Origin of the sequence: Nocardioides sp. NPDC058538 (assembly GCF_042719275.1) — a bacterium.
Classification (GTDB): Bacteria; Actinomycetota; Actinomycetes; order Propionibacteriales; family Nocardioidaceae; genus Nocardioides.
This window is the reverse complement of the sequence record NZ_JBHXNY010000056.1, coordinates 1-19,353: the sequence shown is the minus strand read 5'-3', so window position 1 is coordinate 19,353 and position 19,353 is coordinate 1. Positions and strand designations below refer to the sequence as shown.

The following is a 19,353-nucleotide window of genomic DNA, read 5'->3' as shown; positions in this document are numbered from 1 at the left end:
CGACGACTCCACCAAACCAGCCTGGCCACCGGCTGAGCCGGGCCGGGCTCCGCCCGGCCGACACCGACGCCAGCAACTCAAAGCGCGACAGCCACATGGTGCGACGCCCACCACCTAGATCCGTGGGCCGCCGGTGGCAAGACCGACCTCAAGGATGCCGCGCTGCTATGTCCGCACCATCACCGGCTGGCGCACGCCCCGGCGTACGTGCATGAGCGGTTGCCGGATGGCACGATCCGGTTCACCCGCCGCCCCTAGACACGCAACGCGGGCACAGTCTGCGCCGAAAATGAGTATCGGCGCTCACGCCAGGCCCGATGAGGCCGTCGAGACTGGCGGATGTGAAGACTCTGTGGGCCGTTCTGACCGTCGTTGCGCTGACTATGGTCGCGGCTGTCGCAGGGTTCTGGGCCTGGACTCAGGGATCGCCGGCGGAAGCGCAGACGCATACGCGCGCGGTGGCGATCTTCAACGCGATGGAGACCTATCCCGGCATGACCGCCTACGACCAAGCGCGCGAGGGGGAACGGCAGGGAGAGGTGGAGATTCTGGTGGCGACCGACAGCCCCGAGGACGGCCGGCGGATCGTGCTGGCGATCACGGCGCACCACGAGTGCCGGACGAACTGGGAGTGTGCCACCCGGATCTGGCCCGACTCCACGAGCAACCTACTCCGCCACCCGCTGCTTCGAGTGGTCGGAGCCGCGCGAGTGGGACACCGCCGACGAGGTCGACTGTCCGAAGAAGCAGCAGATCGACACGACTCCCGCCGCGACCGTCGAGCTTCCGGAGGATGCCGATACCCGGCTCGAGTCGGCGCTGCGTGGGGATGACGCGGCGGCGAGCGTAGGCGCGCTCAACGAACTCCCAGGGCTCGAGGTGCAGGAGGAGGGGACGAGGATCTACGTCGCCTCTGGTGGGGTCACCGGCTACTGGACCGGGCGGATGACCACCGAGTGCCTGCTCGGGTGGAGGGTCGACGGCGAGGTCGACGTCGTACGTCTCTCCGCAAGCCCCCAGGAGGACCCGCTGAGCTGTGGCTGGGAGGGTGCTCGAGCCCGCGCGGAGGAGTGAACTCGCTCGGGGACGTTGCGGGCGAATGCTAGAACCGGCACAGACGGTTTCCGCAATGCCAGGAGGTCACATGTCGAAGTCGAGCAGCGACGTACGAGCATTCGAAGCCCACGCGACCGACGCCGACCTCGACGACCTGCGGGCGCGTCTGGCTGCGGCGAGGTTGCCGGAGGCCGAGACGGTCGATCCCGCGGCGCGCGGCCGGGGTCGGTGGGAGCAGGGCGTTCCACTCGCCGACCTCGTCGATCTCGTGGAGCACTGGCGCACGGCATACGACTGGCGGTCGTTCGAAGGGCGCCTGAACCAGGCCGGACAGTTCCGCATGACCATCGACGGTCTGGGAATCCACTTCCTGCACCGCAGGTCGCCACGCGCGGACGCGACCCCGCTGCTCCTGACGCACGGGTGGCCCGACAGCATCGTCAGGTTCATCGACGTGATGGACGAGCTGGCGGAGCCGAAGGAAGCGGACGCTCCGGCCTTCCATGTCGTGGTCCCGTCTCTGCCGGGCTTCGGATACAGCGACCGGCCGGCCACGACGGGGTGGGGGACCGAGAAGACCGCGGCCGCCTGGGTGGAGCTGATGGGACGTCTCGGCTATGCCCGGTTCCTAGCGCACGGCGGCGACTGGGGCGGCAACATCACCACGGTGCTCGCCGGCAGGTTCCCGGACCACGTCCTCGGCATCCACACGACGTTCGCGGAGGGTCTGCCCGGGTTGACCATGGACGGGCTGACGCCGCGGGAGCGGACCTGGGCCGAGGGGACCCGTGCCTTCTGGCGCAATCGGGCGGCATACGCGAAGCAGCAGGCCAGCCGCCCGCAGACCATCGGTTACGCGCTCGTCGACTCTCCGGTCGGGCTGCTCGCCTGGCTCTTCGACAAGTTCGCCGAGTGGTCGGACACCGAGGACAGTCCGTTCGAGACGATCTCCCGGGACCACATCCTCGACAACATCACGCTCTACTGGCTGACCCGGACCGGTGCGTCCGCGGCCCGCATCTACTACGAGAGCCACAACGCGCTCGACCCCGAGCTCCGGGTCGAGGTTCCCTCGGCGATCACGATCTACCCCGGCGACGTCGAGAGGTGCCCGCGTCCGTGGGCCGAGCAGCGCTATCGGCAGATCGTCCGCTGGGGCACGCCCTCGCGAGGCGGGCACTTCCCGTCGATGGAGGTCCCGGAGATCTTCGTCGAGGACCTACGAGCAGGCCTCGCGGCCGTGTTGGCCGCCCAGGGAGACTGAAGGCATGCGAAGGATCGGCGTACTGGGTGGGATGAGCTGGGAGTCGACGGCGGAGTACTACCGCCTGCTCAACGAGATCACCGCGAAGCGGCTCGGGGGGCTGCACTCGGCGGACCTGCTCGTACGGTCGGTGGACTTCGCCGAGATCGAGGAGATGCAGGCGTCTGGCGAATGGGAGCGAGCGGGGGAGCGGCTTGCCGCGGAGGCGGCGACGCTGAGCGACGCCGGGGCCGAGGTGATCGTGCTGGCCACGAACTCGATGCACAAGGTGGCCGGGGCGTTGGAGGAGACGTACGGGGATCGTTTCCTGCACCTCGGCGACACGACGGCGGCTGCGGTCGGGGCCGCAGGGGTCGGGCGGGTCGGGCTTCTCGGCACCGGGTTCACGATGTCGCAGCCGTTCTACGCCGACCGGCTCCGCGGCCACGGCCTCGAGGTCACCGTCCCCACCGAGCCGGACCAGGAGACCGTCCACCGGATCATCTACGAGGAGCTGTGTCTGGGGACGTTCCTGGACAGCTCCCGGCAGGCGTACCTCGAGGTCATCGACCGTCTGGTCGCCGCCGGCTGCGAGGGCGTGATCCTGGGGTGCACCGAGATCGAGCTGCTGCTGCCGATCGAGACGTACGCGGGTGTGCCGCTGTTCCCGACGACCCGGCTGCACTGCGAGGCAGCGATCGAGGCTGCCCTCGGCCCCGGGATCAGCCCCCGAGATCAGCGCAGCGCCCACTCCTCGGCGAGGATCGCGTAGGAGAGGCCGTCGAGCCAGCCGCGGGTGCGGTGCAGGGAGTCCTTGACGGTGTGCGACTCGCGCCGCATGCCGAGGCGCTCCATGAGTCGCCAGGAGGCCTCGTTGTCGGCGAAGCACTCCGCGACGATGCGGCGCAGACCCAGGGGACCGAAGCAGACGTCGAGCACGGCGCGTACGGCCTCGGTGGCGTAGCCGTTGCCCTGGTGGGCGGGGTCGATCGTCCAGCCGAGCTCGGCCTGGGTGCCGTTGCCGTGCTCGCGCACCTCGGTCTGCGACCACGGGTCGGTGATCCGCAGCATGAGGTCGCCGACGATGACCCCTTCACGCTCGATCACCAGTGCGGGGCCGATGACGTCGGGGTTCTCGAAGACCTTGCGGTAGGCCTCGAGGTCCTCGAACGCGGTCGTCACCCATTCGGCCACCTCGGGAAGGCCTCGGAAGGCCCAGGTCGGCTCGATGTCGGCGGGCACCATCCGGCGGATCGCCAGGCGCTCGGTGTGCAGCGGCCACTCGGCCTTCACCAGCGGATCAGGGCGGGTGTCGATCATGCGCCCACCTTGGCATCAACCCGCTCCGGGACGCCACCGAGTTCTTCGGGAAGGCCGTCATGTCGTACGACCAGGGACGTCACTGCGCGGGTGAGGCAGACGTAGAGGCGCCGGAGGCCGGTGTCGCGGTCAGGCTCGCCGGCGACGATCCCGGTGGGGTCGGAGACGACGACGTGGTCGAACTCGAGCCCCTTCGCGAGCGAGGCGGGAACCAGATCGAGATGGGCGTCGAACTCGGTCTCCTCGTCGCCGGCCACGCCTATCTCGGCGAAGGAGAGCCTGGCCTCGGTCAGCTCGGCGCGCGCCGCTGCCAGCGAGGCGTCGGGCACGATCAGCCCCACCGACCCGGGGCGCTCCAGGGCAGCCCCGAGCGCCTCCACCACCGACGAGGTGGTGAAGGCGAGGTCACCGCGGGTGCGGCGCACCGCGACCGGCGGCTCCAGGTCGGGGGCGATGTGGGGGAGGAGGCGGGCCGCGTAGGCGATCACGTCGGCCGGGACCCGGAACCCACGTGTCAGCTGCTCGACGTGGCCGTCGGGCTTACCGAGGTGTGCCAGGGCATCGGCCCACGACGAGGAGGCCCACGGCGTGGTCGCCTGGGCGAGGTCCCCGAGGATCGTCAGCGAGCCCGTGGTCGAACGGCGCCCGAGCGCGCGCAGCATCATCGCGGAGAGGTCCTGGGCCTCGTCGGCGACGATGTGGGCCACCGACGGAGTGCGGTCGAGCAGGTCGGCGATCTCGTCGAGGAGCACCAGGTCGGCCAGCGACCAGCGCGCCGCGCCGGCCGAGCGCGGTGGCTTTGCCCAGAGCAGGCTCGCCTGCTCCGCCTCCGAGAGCAGCCCGTCGGCGACCTCCGCCAGCCACGCCGCGTCAGTGAACAGCCGGAACAGGACCCGGCCGGGCTTGAGATCGGGCCAGAGCGCGGCGGCGTAGTCCTTGACCGGCTTGGCCCGCGCCACCGCGTCGTGCACCCGGTCGTCGGGTGAGTCGCCCGAGCGCTCCATCTGCACCAGCACCCGGTGGGCCAGGGCGCGCGGGAGCAGCGCCCGGCCCGCCGCGTACCGCAGATCGTTGGCGCGCAGCCCCTCCAGCGCCTCCCGCGCCTCTGAGGTCGGCACCCGCCAGCGCCGCGAGCCGCGCGGGACGACCAGCGCCTCCTCCGGGTCACCGACGTGGGACCAGACCGCTCGACGGAGCACCTCGGCCATGCGTACGTCGCCCTTCAGCGTCGCCACCGGCGCGGCCTCCTCAGCGCGGACGGTCCCATGGCTCTGCCCATTCTTGGCAACCAGCTCGGCGATCGTCGCCTGCTTGGCCTCGATCTCACCCAGCGCGGGGAGCACGTCGCGGATGTAGCGCAGGAACGAGGCGTTGGGGCCGATGATCAGGACCCCGCGCCGGGTCAGCTGGTCGCGGTGCGCGTAGAGGAGGTACGCCGCCCGGTGCAGCCCCACGGCCGTCTTCCCCGTCCCCGGCGCACCCTGCACGACGATCGTCTGGGACAGGTCGGCGCGGACCAGCACGTCCTGCTCGGGCTGGATGGTCGCGACGATGTCGCGCATAGGTCCCACACGCGGCCGCTCGATCTCGGCCTCCAGGATCGCCGAGTGCTCCTGCCCGGGCCCGGCGTCGTTCAGCGACTCGTCCTCGAACGCCGTCAGATCCCCGTGGGAGAAGCCGTAGCGCCGCCTCCGCGCCAGTCCCATCGGCTCGGTCCGGGACGCCCGGTAGAACGGGACGCTGACCGGAGCCCGCCAGTCGACCACCATCGGGTCGCCTGCGCTGTCGGAGATGTAGCGCCGGCCGATGTGGAACGTCTCGGCTCCCATGTCAGCGGTCCGGTCGATGCGACCGAAGAAGAGCGGCACGTCAGGATCGTCGGCGAGCTGTTCCAGGCGGCGCGCGAGGGTGGCGTCGAGGATCTCGACGCTGACCCAGTTGCCGGCTGTGGAGGAGTCCAGCGACTCCACCTTCTTCCGCATCCGGGCCAGATCCTGCCGGGAGGCAGCCAGATGGACCCGCTCGGCGTCGAGGTCGTCTATGGGCATGGCTGGTTCATCGCTTCTCCGTCGGCGGCAGGGTTCGATGGGGGCGCGGGGTCAAAGGCTCCAACATAGGCGACCACAGAGTGGGCGCCCAACAGGTTTATCCGGCGTGAGTTGGGCATTGGGATGCACAATTGCACCGTGAGCCTGTTCGATCGCTTCCGACGCCGCGGGACGCGCATGAGCCGTCCGACAGGCGAGAGCTACACCGGATCCACAAGAGTTCGCGCCGCGGACTCCACCGACCAACAGCATCTCGAGCAGTTCGTGAAGACCCGGCGCGGTGTCGAGGGGTTCGTCGAGCCGCGCACCGTCGTCAGCGAGGTGACCCTGCTGCTGGTCGCGCATGACGGCGAGTGGACCCGGCGGCGGGTGCCGTCGGCGCAGTGGGCGCACAAGTTCGCCAACAAGAACGGAGTCCCGTCCTACGACGCCGCGGTGGTCGGCGTACCGCAGCGGATGCGCGACTACAACCGGCGCCAGAAGCAGCAGGGTCTGTAGGCCCCGATCCGAACTCGGTCGAAACTGTCGGTCCTGCCATCTAGTCTTTGCCTACGTGGGTGAAGACCTGATGATCTCGGCGCGCGGGTTGCGCAAGGCGTTCGGCGACTTCGAGGCGGTGCGCGGGATCGACGTGTCGGTGCGCCCCGGTGTGGCCTTCGGTTTCTTGGGGCCCAACGGTGCCGGCAAGTCCTCGACGATGCGGATGATCTGCTGCGTCTCGCCGCCGAGCGGGGGAGAGCTGCGGGTCTTCGGGATGGATCCGGCCAAGGACGGGCCGAAGATCAAGGCGCGGCTCGGGGTGTGCCCGCAGGAGGACACGCTCGACGTCGAGCTCAACGTCTACGACAACCTCTTCGTCTACGGCCGCTACTTCGGGCTGCCGAGGGCCGAGGCGAAGGGCCGGATCGAGGAACTGCTCGACTTCGTCCAGCTCACCGACAAGGCCAGGGCGAAGGTCGACGACCTCTCCGGCGGCATGAAGCGACGGCTGACGATCGCCCGGAGTCTGATCAACCGACCCGAGATCCTGGTGCTCGACGAGCCGACCACCGGTCTGGACCCGCAGGCCCGCCACGTCATCTGGGACCGGCTCTTCCGGCTCAAGCAGGCGGGCGTGACGCTGCTGCTGACCACCCACTACATGGACGAGGCAGAGCAGCTCTGCGATGAGCTCGTGGTCATGGACCAGGGCCGGATCGTGGCCCACGGGACGCCACTGGGACTCATCCAGCAGCACTCGACCCGCGAGGTCGCCGAGCTGCGCTTCGGCGTCGGCGAGCACGAGGCGCTGGCGGCCAAGGTCGAGGACCTCGCCGAGCGGGTCGAGGTGCTGCCCGACCGGCTGCTGCTCTACAGCGACGACGGCGAGGCGGTCATCGAGGCCGTCCACAGCCGCGACCTGTCGCCGGTCGCGACCCTGGTGCGGCGCTCCTCGCTCGAGGACGTCTTCCTGCATCTGACCGGCCGGACCCTGGTGGACTGATGACCGACTACGCCGACTCGGGGCCGGCGACCCCGCCGACGGCGCCCGCTGGGCTGGTCTCCGGCGCGCTCCGGATGGGCGACTACTGGCTCACCGTCCTCGCGCGCACCTGGAAGGGCGGGGTGATCACGACCTTCGTGACGCCGTTCTTCTACGTGCTGGCGCTGGGCGTGCTGCTCGGCGGCTTCGTGAACGCCGATCCGGCCACGCTGGAGGGCGCCGACTCCTATCTGGCCTTCGTCGCGCCGGGCATGGTCGCGGCCCACGCGATGACGATCGCCTTCTCCGAGATGACCTACCCGGTCTACGGGATGGTCAAGTGGCAGCGGATCTACTTCTCGATGATCGCCTCACCGCTGACCGCCTCCCACATCGTGCTGGCCCAGCTGGGCTTCCTGATGCTGCGTACGTTGTTCGCCTGTGGGGTCTTCCTGCTGGTCCTGGCCCCTTTCGGCGTCTTCGAGACGTGGTGGGGCCTGCTGACGGCGTGGCTGGTGCAGGGGCTGGTCGTGCTGGCCTTCGGGACCCCGGTGCTGCTGTTCTCGCTCTCGATCAAGGGCGAGGAGTCGTTCGCGCTGATCTTCCGGCTGGGGATGATCCCGCTGACGCTCTTCTCCGGCACGTTCTTCCCCGTCGCCAACCTCGGGCCGGTGCTGGAGAAGGTCGCGATGGCCTCGCCGCTGTGGCAGGGCGTCAACCTGACCAGGATGCTCGCGCTGGGCGAGATCGACTGGGCGCTGGCCGCGGTCCACGTCGGCTATCTCGGGCTGCTCGCGGGCGTCTGCTGGTGGCTCGCGGTGCGCAAGCTGGGCGAGAGGCTGGTCTCATAGGGCATGCCTCTCGATCCGGACACCGGCTGCGCGCCGCCCAGCGCGCGCCCTGGCGGCGTTGCCGCCGCTCGAAAGGACACCACCCTGGCATCGCGTCGGCGCCTTGCCAGGCCACGCGCTGAACGGCGCTCGCTCGGCGCCGGATCGAAAGGCATGCCCTGAGATGGCGCTCTTCACCGCTGCCGTGGGCGCCACGGTCGCCCGGCCGCTACGAGGCGGCGAGGCCGCCCGGATGCTGCTGTGGCGCAACATCCTGGTCTACCGGCGCGCCTGGCTGGTGTTCATCACCGGGTTCCTGGAGCCGGTCTTCTACCTCTTCTCGATCGGCATCGGCGTGGGCGCGATGGTGGTCGGCTTCGAGTACGCAGGCAAGCCGGTCGACTACCGCGAGTTCGTCGCCCCCGGGATGATCGCCGCCTCGGCGATGAACGGGTCGCTGCTGGATGCGACGTTCAACTTCTTCTTCAAGCTGAAGTACAACAAGCTCTACGACCAGATGCTGGCCACCCCGCTGCGTACGGTCGACATCGCGGTCGGCGAGATCCTCTGGAACCAGCTGCGCAGCGGGATCTACGTGACCGCGTTCCTGCTGATCATGGTCGCGATGGACCTGGTCCACTCCTGGTGGGCGCTCCTGGTGGTCCCGGCGGCGCTGCTCATCGGGTCGGCCTTCGGGGCCGTCGGCATGGCGCTGACGACCTACATGACCTCCTGGCAGGACTTCGAGAAGGTCACCCTCGCGATGATGCCGATGTTCCTGTTCAGCGCGACGTTCTTCCCGATCACGGCCTATCCGGAGTGGCTGCGCTGGGTCGTGGAGGTCACGCCCCTCTACCGCGGCGTCGTGCTGTGCCGAGAGCTGACGCTCGGAGTGCCGTCGTGGGGCTCGCTGGTCTCGGTGGTCTACCTGCTGGCGTTCGGCGCGATCGGCCTCGTCGTCGTGCGGCGTCGGCTCGACTCCCTACTCCTCACCTGAGTGGCGGCAACTCGCGTCTCACAGGCAGGATCTCCCTCGTGACCGCCCTGGTCGGCCGTCAAGATGGATCCATGACCTATGACGCGATCACGCCCGACACCAAGGACTGGACCTGGGTCCTCGACCGGCCCTGCCCGGAGTGCGGCTTCATCGCCGGTGCCGTGACCGCGGACCAGCTCCCCGAGATCGTGCGGGACAACGCGACCTACTGGGAGATCTACCTCGCCGCCGACAACGCCCGCGACCGGCCTCGTCCCGGGGTGTGGTCGGCGCTGGAGTACGGAGCACACGTACGCGACGTCCATCGCATCTTCGGCGAGCGGCTGCAGCTGATGCTGACCGAGGACGAGCCGCGCTTCGCCAACTGGGACCAGGACGTGGCCGCCCGCGAGGGCGACTACGCCGGCCAGGACCCGGCGGTCGTCGCCGAGCAGCTGATGGACGCCGCCGACGAGATCGCCACGATCTACGAGAAGGTCCCGCCGGATGCGTGGGGCCGTCGTGGGACCCGGTCCAACGGCGACGTGTTCAGCGTCGAGTCCCTGGGCCGCTACCACCTCCACGACGTCGTCCACCACCTGTGGGACGTACGCGCGGCCGCCAAGCAGGCGACAGTCGCCGCCTACGACGCCGGCGTCGCGACGTACGTCCAGGGCAGCTCGTTCTCCGAGGAGACCCGTTCGGTCCTGGACAGGTTCCTGGCCGCGCTCGAGCCCGGCGACCACGTGCTCGAGATCGGCACCGGGCCCGGCCACGACGCGAAGGCCCTCGAGTCCGGGGGAGTGCGGGTGCGGCGCACCGACATCAGCGAGGGGTTCGTGGGGCACCTGCGCAAGCAGGGGTACGCCGCTGCCTGCCTGGACCCGCTGACCGACGACCTGCGCGACCCGGTCCACCCCGATGTCCCCTATGCCGCGGTCTGGGCCTCGGCGACGCTGCTGCACGTGGCCCGCGACGACTTCGGGACGGTGCTCGCCCGGCTCGCCGAGGTGACCCGCCCCGGCGGTGTGCTGCACGTGTCGATGAAGGAGGGCGACGGCGAGGAGTGGACCAACCGCGGTCACATCGAGGCTCCCCGCCTCTTCGTCTACTGGCGCGAGCCCGCCCTCCGGGCGGCGCTGGACGAAGCCGGCTGGGAGGTGCTCGAGGTCGGGCACGCCGACGGACGCCTCGGCGACGTCTGGCTCGACGTCCTCGCCCGTCGGCGTGCCTGAGTAGCATTCGGGGCGATGAGACACACGGAGTTCTGGTCCCGGATGGACGAGGCGCTCGGCGCGGGCTACGCGCGAGCGTGGGCACGCCAGTTCGTCATGGGGGACCTGGGCGGGCGCACCGCCCAGGAGGCCCTCGACGACGGCATCGCGCCCAAGGAGGTCTGGGCCGCGGTCTGGAAGGCCCTGGAGCTGCCGGCGCGTGAGCGGTGACGCTGGTCGCACCGGCCTCGGTGGCCGCGGTCCAGAAGCGCACCATCCTCACCCTGGTCGCCACCCAGGCGGTCGGGGCGATGGGCATCACGATCGGCATCGCGACCGCCTCCCTGCTGGCGCGCGACCTGTCCGGCTCGGAGTCGATGGCAGGTCTCTCGCAGACGACGCAGGTGCTCGGCGCGGCCGTCGCTGCTTACGTCCTGGGGCGGGTGATGGACGCGCGCGGGCGCCGGTTCGGGCTGGTGGCGGGTTACCTGCTCGGGGCGGCCGGCGGGCTGCTGGCGGTGCTGGCCGGTGTGGTCGGCTCGATGACGCTGCTGCTGGTCGGTGCGGTGCTGCTGGGCGCGACCACGGCGGCCAACAACGGAGCGCGGTACGCGGCGACCGACCTGGCTCCTGCCAGGAGCCGTGCGCGGGCGCTGTCGGTCGTGGTCTGGGCGACGACGTTCGGTGCGGTGATCGGTCCCAACCTGACCGGCGTCGCCGAGATCTTCTCCGCCTCCGTCGGGATCCCGGTGCTCACGGGGCCGTTCGCGATCGGGTCGATGGGGATGCTGGCCGCCGCGCTGGTGGTCGGGGTCTTCCTGCGACCTGACCCGCTGCTGCTCGCCCGGGAGGGCGCTGCGCCGGCGGAGAAGGCGAAGGGCACGAGCTGGCGGCGGGCGATCACTGTGATCCGGGAGCGTCCTGCGCTGGCGGCGGCGGTCGTCGGGCAGGCCGCTGCCCACGCCACGATGGTGGCGGTGATGGTGATGACCCCGCTCCACATGGAGCACGGCGGCGCCGGTCTGGAGGTCATCGGACTGGTGATCAGCGGGCACGTCCTGGGCATGTTCGCCTTCGCGCCGATCGCCGGCTGGCTCGCCGACCGCGTCGGCCGGGCCGACGTGATGGCGCTCGGCGGCGGGGTGCTCCTGGTGTCCCTGGTCCTGTGCGCCGCGGCGCCGGAGGGCAGCTCGGGGCGGATCTTCGTCGGGCTCTTCCTGCTCGGCCTCGGCTGGTCGCTGGCCACGATCGCCGCGGCCACCTCGGTCGCGGACCACACTCCGCTCGAGGTGCGTGCCGACGTCCAGGGCACTGCCGACCTGATCATGGGCGTCGCCGCTGCCGCCGCCGGCGCGGTGTCGGGCGTCGTCGTCGACCTGGCCGGATATCCGGCGCTCGCGCTCGGCACGATCCTGCTGGTCACGGTGCTGTTCGGGGCTGCGTACGTGGCCCGTAAGTCGGCCTGAAGGGGGGGGCAGGGCCGCTGGGCGGCCCTGCCCGTGAGGCGTCCTCAGCCGAGGAGCTTCTCCATGGTGTCGATCTCGGTCGACTGCGACTCGATGATCGTCGCGGCCAGGTCGACGGCGGGCTTGAACCGGCCCTCGTTCTGCTCGGTCTCGGACATCTCGATCGCGCCCTCGTGGTGCTCGATCATCATCTCCAACCACATGTCGCTGAACTCGGCGTCGGAGGCGTTCTCGAGGGCGTCCATGTCCTCGCCCGACATCATCCCGGGCATGTCGTCCTCCATGCCCTCCATCGAGTCGGACATGCTGCTGTCCTCGTCGCCGTGGCCCTCGTGTCCGCCGTTGACGTGGTCACGCATCGTCGACGGCACCTCCTCGCCCCACTGCTGGAGCCAGCCGGACATTGTCTCGATCTCGGGGCTCTGGGCCGCCCGGATCGAATCCGCCAGCTCCTGGACCTCGGGCTCGAGGTTGCGGTCCATGGTCAGGTCGACCATCGACAGGGCCTGGGCGTGGTGCTGGATCATGTCGGTCGCGAAGGCGACATCGGCCTTGTTGTTCTCGGTCTCCGAGAGTTTCTGAGGAGCCTCGGCCTCCTCGCTGCCGCCACAGGCGGACAGGGTGAGCAGCACGGCCAGGCCGGCCGCCGCCCAGGTCGCGCGGAAGAGGGGACGTTGCGTTCGCATCTGTTGTTTCTCCTTGTCAAGTGCTGTTTCTGGGCATCGATGAACCACCTGCGGGCCCTCGGGCGTGGCCCGGGTCGCGGGTGGTTCAGGCCGCTCAGCACCTGATGACGGAGTAGGCCCATACCGACGGCGGGCCGGTGGCGGGACAGGTGAGCAGGGGCGCGGATCCGCCGGTCCGGAACCAGCCGCGGGCCCGCGAGAACCACCAGGCAGGAGTACGCCGCCACAGCCCGCTCAGCAGCAGCGCGCCGGCGGCGAGCAGGAACGCCGCGCACAGCATCATCGTCGTGTGCCCGTCACCGCCCGGGTGTCCGGCGTCCTCGGCTGCTCCGTGGCCGGAGTGCTCGAGGGCGTGCGTGTGCTCGACGTGGGCGGCGGGCAGGCTCAGCGCGCCGTGCTCACCGTCGGTGTCGGTGCCGTGGAGGCTCAGCGCGTGCATGGCCAGCAGCCCGGCGAGCGTGACCACGACCGCTGCCAGCAGACCGGCGCGTGCGACCGCGCGAGTCCTCCGCTGTCGTCGTCGCGCTGCCGTCCACACACAGCACACCCTAAGGAGTCGGTCGCGGTTGGACAAAGTGGGCTCCCGAACCGGATGTCGCTTGTGCGCCCATACCCCCATGGGGTATGAATGTCGGGTAAGCACGAACGATCGAGCAAGGGAGCGACATGACGTCGCATGACGGGCACCTGCACGCCGGACACGACCACGCCGGAGATCAGCACTCGATGCACGAGGGTCACGGCGACCACTCCGGGCACGATGCGCCTGGCGCGCATGGTGCGCACGGTGGGGGCGGGGTGAATGCGATGGCGGCCAGCGCCACGCTGCACTGCCTCACCGGATGTGCGATCGGCGAGATCGCCGGACTGATGATCGGCACCGCGATCGGGCTCAGCACGGGGTGGACGATCGCCCTGGCCGTCACGCTCGCGTTCGCCTTCGGCTACGCCCTCTCGACCCTGCCGCTGCTCAAGTCGGGCCTGGCCGTCGGCGCGGCGTTCAGCGTCGTGCTGGCCGCCGACACCCTCTCGATCGCGACGATGGAGCTGGTCGACAACCTGGTCATGGCGCTCATCCCCGGAGCCATGGAGGCGGGCCTGGTCAACGTCGTGTTCTGGATCGGGATGATGATCGCCCTCTCGGTGGCCTTCGTGGCGGCCTTCCCGGTCAACCGATACCTGCTCCAGCGAGGCAAGGGGCATGCGCTCACCCACCAGTACCACGGCGCGGAGCCGGTCCAGGAGGGCGTACGTCCCCGGAGGATCTGGCAGAGCATTCCTGCTTTCTCCAGCGGCGCTCTGGCGGCAGTCATCATCGCCTTCATGCTCGGCGGCCTGTCGGTCGCGATCGCCGACGAGATGGGTGGCGGCTCGGCTCCCGCCGAGCAGGTCGAGATGGAGGGACACTGAGCATCCGACGACCTCGACACGCCCGAACAGGTGTTCACATCGAACGCTTGTTCGGGCTAGTGTGTGGTAGTAGGTGGAGCGTGGTTCGTGCTATCGGCCAGGCGAAAACAGGGTCGTGAAACACCGTGCCAGAGGGTCCCGTTCAAAACTGTCGGTGGTCCCGTCTAGCGTCTGCCTTGATGACGACGAAGACACGTGGACAAGCGGCAGGCAAGGGGAAGAAGTCTGCCCCTCAGGAAGGAAAGAACATGGCGGCAGGTGATCGCGAGAAGGCATTGGACGCCGCTCTCGCAAACATCGAGAGGCAGTTCGGCAAGGGCTCGGTCATGCGGCTGGGCGATGAGACCCGGGCTCCGCTGGAAGTGATCCCGACCGGCTCGATCGCGCTCGACGTGGCGCTGGGCCTGGGCGGTCTGCCCCGCGGGCGGGTCGTGGAGATCTACGGTCCGGAGTCCTCGGGTAAGACGACGGTGGCCCTCCACTCGGTCGCCAGCGCGCAGCGCGCCGGCGGCATCGTGGCCTTCATCGACGCCGAGCACGCGCTCGACCCGGAATACGCGAAGAACCTCGGCGTCGACACCGACGCCCTGCTGGTCTCCCAGCCCGACTCGGGTGAGCAGGCCCTGGAGATCGCCGACATGCTGATCCGCTCGGGCGCGCTCGACCTGATCGTCATCGACTCCGTCGCGGCGCTGGTGCCGCGCGCCGAGATCGAGGGCGAGATGGGCGACAGCCACGTCGGTCTGCAGGCTCGACTGATGAGCCAGGCGCTGCGAAAGATGACCGGTGCGCTCAACAACTCCGGCACGACCGCGATCTTCATCAACCAGCTGCGCGAGAAGATCGGCGTGATGTTCGGTTCGCCCGAGACCACGACCGGTGGTCGCGCGCTGAAGTTCTACTCCTCGGTGCGACTCGACGTGCGCCGGATCGAGACGCTCAAGGACGGCACCGACATGGTCGGCAACCGCACCCGCGTCAAGGTCGTGAAGAACAAGGTGGCCCCGCCGTTCAAACAGGCGGAGTTCGACATCATGTACGGGAAGGGCATCTCCCGCGAGGGTGGCCTGATCGACGTCGGTGTCGAGGCGGGCCTGGTCCGCAAGGCCGGCGCTTGGTACACCTACGAGGGCGACCAGCTCGGTCAGGGCAAGGAGAACTCCCGCAACTTCCTCAAGGACAACCCCGACCTGGCCAACGAGCTGGAGAAGCGGATCCTGGAGAAGCTCGGGGTCGTGCCGACGGTTGACGCCCCGGCCGACGGCGAGGCGCCCGTGGCCGAGCCCGCCGGCGTCGAGGACTTCTAGGTCCACCGGCACCGGCTGACCCGTGGCTTCGTCAAGGCCTGACCGTTCGTCCACCCAGGATCCCTGGGTGGACGAACGGCCCGCGCCCGACTGGCTGGGCGACGTCTCGCTCGGCGTAGAGGCCTGGGCCGGAAAAACCCCGTCGCCCCCGTCGGTCGAGCCGTCGCTCCCGTCGGTTGAGCCGTCGTCGCGACGAAGGAGCGACGACGTGTCGAAACCAACACGTTCCCGTCGGAGCAAACCTCGCCCCGCAGACCCCGCCGACCCGAAGAACGATCCCGAGCCCGACCACGAGGCGATCGCCCGCAAGATCCTCCTTGATGCCCTGACCGGCCAGGCGCGCAGCCGCAAGGAGCTCGCCGACAAGCTGGAGAAGAAGGAGGTCCCCGCAGCCCTGGCGACACGGCTGCTGGACCGCTTCGAAGAGGTCGGCCTGATCGACGACGAGGCCTTCGCCAAGGCCTGGATCGCCAGTCGACAGCCCGGAAAGGGCCTGGCGCGACGAGCCTTGGCCCAGGAGCTGCGCCGCAAAGGCATCGACGACGACGTGGCCCGCGACGCGCTCGACGAGATCGACCCCGACGACGAGCGCGAGGCCGGCCGGCGGATGGTCCGGCGCAAGCTGCGCTCCCTGGAACGCTTCGACGACCAGACCAAGACCCGGCGTCTGGTCGGGATGCTCGCCCGCAAGGGATACGGCGCCGGTGTGGCCTACAGCATCGTTCGCGAGGAGCTCGCTCTGGCCGATGACGATGGCGCTGGCGGTCTCGTGTCAGAATCCGATCTGTGAGTGAGCAGCAAGAGCGCGAGATCCTGACCTACGACCTCTTCGGCACCGCAGTGCGCGACATCGCCCAGAAGGTGGTCGACAGCGGCTACGAGCCCGACATCGTGCTCTCGATCGCCCGAGGCGGTCTGGCCCTCGGGATGGGCCTTGGCTACGCCCTCGACGTGAAGAACCTGTCCGCGATCAACGTGGAGTTCTACACCGGCGTCAACGAGCGTCTCGACGTCCCGATCATGCTCCCGCCGACCCCCGCGGCCGTCGACCTGACCGGGATGAAGGTGCTCATCGCCGACGACGTCGCCGACACCGGCAAGACCCTGGAGATCGTCCACGACTTCTGCGAGGGCCACGTGGCCGAGGCCCGCACGGCGGTGATCTTCGAGAAGCCGTGGACGGTGATCAACGCCGACTACGTCTACAAGAAGACCGACCGCTGGATCGACTTCCCGTGGTCCTCCCAGCCGCCGCTCGTCGACCGCCGCGGCGGCCAGGCCCACTGACCTCACACGGTTAACCTGGGTGCATGTTCACGCCGGTTGCGGTCCACACCGGGACACACCGTCTCGGCGGAGTGACGCGTCCGGGGGAGAGCTGGGCAGCGGCGGCGACGAGGATCGCCGGACGGCCTGCGTACGCGGTGGACCTATCCGGTGAGGTGAAGGAGTTCTCCTCCGACCCGATGCCGGTGGTGGCGCTGCGACCGATGACCCGCGGCGACCTGCCCCATCTGGTCCGCTGGCTCAACGCGGAGCACGTGCACAGGTGGTACGGCGTGGACGGCGACCCCACACCCGACTGGGTGGCCGACAACTACGGCCCCAAGATCGACGGCAAGACGCCGGTCACCTTCTGGGTGATCGAGGTCAACGGACGCTCGATCGGCTTCTGCCAGGACTATCGGGTCAGCGGCGAGACGACCGGAGCGAGGTCGAGCGAGGGAGTAAGCGCGCAGCCCGACTATGTATTGCTCACCCCCGACCCGGACGCGATCGGCTTCGACTACGCGATCGGGGAGCCGGCCTTCGTGGGTCGTGGGATCGGACCGCGGATGGCCTGGGTCTGGCTCAACTCGATCCCGCGCCGCTATCCCGGTGCGACGGCCTGCTTCGCGGCCCCCGACCACCGCAACGCCGCCTCGCTGAGGATGCTCGCCAAGGTCGGCTTCGAGCAGGGCACCTGGTTCGACGAGCCCCAACCCGACGGGTCGACGACCACGATGGTGGGCTGCCCGCTCGATCTTCGGCGCGTACTCGGCTGACGGCCCGCGCGGCGGCACCTATGGTCAGGACATGAGCCTTCTTGACGAGCTGCGGCTGCCGGCCGGACCGGTGGACCTGCGCAAGTACGACACCAACTCCGCACCCGGCGTCGGTGCCGACAAGGAGACCGGCAAGCAGGTGCTCGCCGAGCTCGGCCCGACGCTGATGGAGCTGCAGACGAAGATGTTCGCCTCCAAGGAGAGCGACGACCCTCGGCGGATGCTGCTCGTCCTGCAGGGGATGGACACCTCCGGCAAGGGTGGCGTGCTCAAGCACACCGTCGGGCTGGTCGATCCCGTCGGCGTGAAGATCACCAGCTTCAAGGCACCGACCGAGGAGGAGCGCGCCCACGACTTCCTGTGGCGGATCGAGAAGGCGGTGCCCGGGCCCGGCTACCTCGGTGTCTTCGACCGCTCCCACTACGAGGATGTGCTGATCGGCCGCGTCCGCGAGCTCGCGTCCCCGGCGGAGATCGAGCGGCGCTACGGCGCGATCAACGACTTCGAGAAGCGGCTGGCCGATGAGGGCACCGTCATCCTCAAGTGCATGCTGCACATCTCGCCCAAGGAGCAGAAGAAGCGGCTGCTGGCCCGGCTCGAGGACCGCACCAAGCACTGGAAGTACAGCCCCGGCGACATCGACGAGCGCCGGCTGTGGAGCAGCTACCAGGAGGCGTACGAGATTGCGCTGGAGCGCACCAACACCGAGTACGCTCCGTGGTACCTCGTGCCGAGCGACAAGAAGTGGTATCGCAACCTGGCAATCGGCGAGCTGCTCCTGGAGACCCTGGACCGGCTCGACCTCGATTGGCCCCCGCCTCGCTTTGACATCGCCGAGGAGAAGAGACGACTGAAAGAGGACCGCATCTCGTGAGTGAGCGCCAGCGAACGTGCCATCGAGGCGCTTGCCGTACGGATGTGGCGGGGTGAGCCTGGAGACGGTGCGGGTGACGCGGTATGTCACCCCGCTCCGGGAAGGCGGCAGTCTGCCCGGGATCGTGGAGGCCGATGACCTCGGCACCTACGTCTGCAAGTTCCGCGGAGCCGGACAGGGGCTGCGGGTGCTGGTCGCGGAGGTGATCGTCACCGGCCTGTGCCGGGCGCTCGACATCCCCACGCCCGACCAGGTCGTGCTCGACCTGGATCCCGAGATCGCCCGCTACGAGGCCGACGAGGAGGTCCAGGACCTCCTCAACGTGAGCGCCGGGCTCAACCTCGGCATCGACTTCCTGGCGGGTGCGTTCGGCTACGACGCCGCCTACGCGCCCGCCCCGTCGCTGGCCGGGCGGATCCTGTGGATGGACGCGCTGATCGCCAACGTCGACCGCTCCTGGCGCAACCCCAACATGCTGCTGTGGAAGACGATCGGAGCGAGGCCGAGCGGCGAGCTTGCTCGTCCGCTCGGGCCGAGCGAGAGAGTGACCGAGCGAAGCGAGGATGGCGCGCTCTACGTCATCGACCACGGCGCCTCGCTCTACTTCCACCATGTGTGGCCCGGGGGAGGCGGCGACCCGGCGCGCTATGCGGCGCAGCTCTACGACACCTCCGAGCACATCCTGCGGGCCCATGCGGACGAGGCGGTCGCCCAGAACGACGAACTCGCCGCGCGGCTCGACGACGCGGTGCTGGAGAAGGTTCTCGCCGACGTACCCGACGAGTGGCTCGAGCCCGTCCCCGGCTACGACACCCCGGAGTCGTTGCGCGAACGCTACGTCGCGTTCCTGCGGGCGCGCCTCGACGGCGGGCGCCCGTGGCTGCCCGCGGCCCAGCCCGCCCAGGAGGCGTGATGGACGCCTACCAGTACGTCGTGCTCCGCTGCGTACCCCGCCCCGAGCGCGAGGAGTTCCTCAACGTCGGCGTCGTCCTCCACTGCCCCGAGCAGAAGTTCCTCGCCGCCCGGTGGGCGCTCGACGAGCAACGCCTCGCGGCCTTCGCCCCGGCCCTCGACCTCGCCCTCGTCCGGGCAGCCCTGGAGTCGGTGGACCTGATCTGCGCCGGCGCCGCCCACGCCGGCTTCGGCGCGGGCGTCCGCGCCACGGCGTACGGACTCCGGTCGCTCTCCGACAACGAGTCGGCTCGCTTCGGCCTTCTCAAGGCCCCGAAGAGCACCGTTCTCCAGCCCGGCCCCGTCCACGGCGGTGTCACCGCCGACGCCGCAGCCGAGCTCGACCGCGTCTTCGCCCACCAGATCACCTGACCCGGCTCCGCTGGTCGAGCCCGCGAGCGCCAGCGAGCGGTGGGGGGGGAACAACGACGCCCAACGGGCGGGGTGGAGTGGGGGTGGGGGTGG

The 19,353-nt window shown here is 69.6% G+C and carries 22 protein-coding genes and 1 pseudogene; 19 read left to right on the top strand and 4 right to left on the bottom strand.

Going from position 1 to position 19,353, the window contains the following annotated elements:
• Window positions 1-114: 114 nt before the first annotated feature.
• The 4 genes and pseudogenes from ACFWQC_RS27265 to ACFWQC_RS27250 form a co-directional block, all read left to right on the top strand.
• Window positions 115-258, top strand: a pseudogene (locus ACFWQC_RS27265) (HNH endonuclease); the annotation flags it as partial.
• 375 nt (window positions 259-633) lie between these two features.
• Entirely contained in the window at window positions 634-1,074 is a 441-nt protein-coding gene (locus ACFWQC_RS27260) for a hypothetical protein (protein WP_378685637.1), read from the top strand.
• Window positions 1,075-1,144: 70 nt separating this feature from the next.
• A complete protein-coding gene (locus ACFWQC_RS27255) occupies window positions 1,145-2,320 on the top strand; it encodes an epoxide hydrolase (protein WP_378685635.1) in 1,176 nt (391 codons plus the stop codon).
• Between the two features lie 4 nt (window positions 2,321-2,324).
• Entirely contained in the window at window positions 2,325-3,071 is a 747-nt protein-coding gene (locus tag ACFWQC_RS27250; protein WP_378685632.1) for an aspartate/glutamate racemase family protein, read from the top strand.
• On the opposite strand, the gene ACFWQC_RS27245 is transcribed toward ACFWQC_RS27250, so the two are convergent.
• Both ACFWQC_RS27245 and ACFWQC_RS27240 read right to left on the bottom strand, forming a co-directional pair.
• Window positions 3,035-3,619: a GNAT family N-acetyltransferase gene (locus tag ACFWQC_RS27245; protein ID WP_378685630.1), complete on the bottom strand. Its 585-nt coding sequence runs from the start codon at window positions 3,617-3,619 to the stop codon at window positions 3,035-3,037. The two genes, ACFWQC_RS27250 and ACFWQC_RS27245, sit on opposite strands and share 37 nt — an antisense overlap.
• The gene (locus ACFWQC_RS27240; RefSeq protein ID WP_378685628.1) at window positions 3,616-5,667 is read right to left on the bottom strand and encodes a HelD family protein; all 2,052 of its coding nucleotides are present in this window, start codon (window positions 5,665-5,667) and stop codon (window positions 3,616-3,618) included. Before ACFWQC_RS27240 ends, ACFWQC_RS27245 begins: the two co-directional genes overlap by 4 nt.
• Window positions 5,668-5,844: 177 nt before the next feature.
• Here ACFWQC_RS27240 and ACFWQC_RS27235 point away from each other — a divergent pair, with 177 nt between their 5' ends.
• The 7 genes from ACFWQC_RS27235 (at window position 5,845) to ACFWQC_RS27205 (ending at window position 11,615) form a co-directional block, all read left to right on the top strand.
• The gene (locus ACFWQC_RS27235; protein ID WP_378685625.1) at window positions 5,845-6,165 is read left to right on the top strand and encodes a hypothetical protein; all 321 of its coding nucleotides are present in this window, start codon (window positions 5,845-5,847) and stop codon (window positions 6,163-6,165) included.
• Window positions 6,166-6,235: 70 nt separating this feature from the next.
• Entirely contained in the window at window positions 6,236-7,150 is a 915-nt protein-coding gene (locus ACFWQC_RS27230; protein WP_378685640.1) for an ABC transporter ATP-binding protein, read from the top strand.
• Window positions 7,150-7,980 (top strand): ABC transporter permease, encoded by an 831-nt coding sequence (locus ACFWQC_RS27225; RefSeq protein WP_378685623.1) that lies wholly within the window; start codon window positions 7,150-7,152, stop codon window positions 7,978-7,980. The genes ACFWQC_RS27230 and ACFWQC_RS27225 overlap by 1 nt, the downstream gene beginning before the upstream one ends.
• A 163-nt stretch (window positions 7,981-8,143) precedes the next feature.
• Window positions 8,144-8,956 (top strand): ABC transporter permease, encoded by an 813-nt coding sequence (locus tag ACFWQC_RS27220; protein ID WP_378685620.1) that lies wholly within the window; start codon window positions 8,144-8,146, stop codon window positions 8,954-8,956.
• A gap of 71 nt (window positions 8,957-9,027) precedes the next feature.
• Window positions 9,028-10,170 (top strand): methyltransferase domain-containing protein, encoded by a 1,143-nt coding sequence (locus ACFWQC_RS27215; RefSeq protein WP_378685618.1) that lies wholly within the window; start codon window positions 9,028-9,030, stop codon window positions 10,168-10,170.
• A gap of 15 nt (window positions 10,171-10,185) precedes the next feature.
• Window positions 10,186-10,380, top strand: a complete 195-nt coding sequence (locus tag ACFWQC_RS27210) for a DUF3046 domain-containing protein (RefSeq protein ID WP_378685615.1) — start codon at window positions 10,186-10,188, stop codon at window positions 10,378-10,380.
• Entirely contained in the window at window positions 10,377-11,615 is a 1,239-nt protein-coding gene (locus ACFWQC_RS27205; RefSeq protein ID WP_378685613.1) for an MFS transporter, read from the top strand. Before ACFWQC_RS27210 ends, ACFWQC_RS27205 begins: the two co-directional genes overlap by 4 nt.
• A 44-nt stretch (window positions 11,616-11,659) precedes the next feature.
• Here ACFWQC_RS27205 and ACFWQC_RS27200 read toward each other — a convergent pair whose 3' ends face one another.
• Both ACFWQC_RS27200 and ACFWQC_RS27195 read right to left on the bottom strand, forming a co-directional pair.
• Window positions 11,660-12,301 (bottom strand): DUF305 domain-containing protein, encoded by a 642-nt coding sequence (locus tag ACFWQC_RS27200; RefSeq protein WP_378685610.1) that lies wholly within the window; start codon window positions 12,299-12,301, stop codon window positions 11,660-11,662.
• A gap of 94 nt (window positions 12,302-12,395) precedes the next feature.
• Window positions 12,396-12,839 carry a DUF6153 family protein gene (locus ACFWQC_RS27195; protein ID WP_378685607.1) on the bottom strand — a complete coding sequence of 148 codons (444 nt, stop codon included), beginning with the start codon at window positions 12,837-12,839 and terminating at the stop codon, window positions 12,396-12,398.
• 128 nt (window positions 12,840-12,967) lie between these two features.
• Between ACFWQC_RS27195 and ACFWQC_RS27190 the strand changes: the two genes are divergently transcribed.
• The 8 genes from ACFWQC_RS27190 (at window position 12,968) to ACFWQC_RS27155 (ending at window position 19,260) form a co-directional block, all read left to right on the top strand.
• A complete protein-coding gene (locus tag ACFWQC_RS27190) occupies window positions 12,968-13,711 on the top strand; it encodes a DUF4396 domain-containing protein (RefSeq protein WP_378685604.1) in 744 nt (247 codons plus the stop codon).
• A 248-nt stretch (window positions 13,712-13,959) separates the two neighbouring features.
• Window positions 13,960-15,018: a recombinase RecA gene (gene recA / locus ACFWQC_RS27185; protein ID WP_378685601.1), complete on the top strand. Its 1,059-nt coding sequence runs from the start codon at window positions 13,960-13,962 to the stop codon at window positions 15,016-15,018.
• A 208-nt stretch (window positions 15,019-15,226) separates the two neighbouring features.
• Window positions 15,227-15,808: a regulatory protein RecX gene (locus ACFWQC_RS27180; protein WP_378685598.1), complete on the top strand. Its 582-nt coding sequence runs from the start codon at window positions 15,227-15,229 to the stop codon at window positions 15,806-15,808.
• Window positions 15,805-16,305 carry a phosphoribosyltransferase gene (locus ACFWQC_RS27175; protein WP_355020998.1) on the top strand — a complete coding sequence of 167 codons (501 nt, stop codon included), beginning with the start codon at window positions 15,805-15,807 and terminating at the stop codon, window positions 16,303-16,305. The genes ACFWQC_RS27180 and ACFWQC_RS27175 overlap by 4 nt, the downstream gene beginning before the upstream one ends.
• Before the next feature lie 23 nt (window positions 16,306-16,328).
• Window positions 16,329-17,063 (top strand): GNAT family N-acetyltransferase, encoded by a 735-nt coding sequence (locus ACFWQC_RS27170; RefSeq protein WP_378685594.1) that lies wholly within the window; start codon window positions 16,329-16,331, stop codon window positions 17,061-17,063.
• A gap of 31 nt (window positions 17,064-17,094) precedes the next feature.
• Window positions 17,095-17,937: a PPK2 family polyphosphate kinase gene (locus ACFWQC_RS27165; protein WP_378685591.1), complete on the top strand. Its 843-nt coding sequence runs from the start codon at window positions 17,095-17,097 to the stop codon at window positions 17,935-17,937.
• Window positions 17,938-17,989: 52 nt separating this feature from the next.
• The gene (locus tag ACFWQC_RS27160; protein ID WP_378685588.1) at window positions 17,990-18,850 is read left to right on the top strand and encodes a HipA family kinase; all 861 of its coding nucleotides are present in this window, start codon (window positions 17,990-17,992) and stop codon (window positions 18,848-18,850) included.
• A complete protein-coding gene (locus ACFWQC_RS27155) occupies window positions 18,850-19,260 on the top strand; it encodes a DUF3037 domain-containing protein (RefSeq protein WP_378685585.1) in 411 nt (136 codons plus the stop codon). The genes ACFWQC_RS27160 and ACFWQC_RS27155 overlap by 1 nt, the downstream gene beginning before the upstream one ends.
• Window positions 19,261-19,353: the final 93 nt, after the last annotated feature.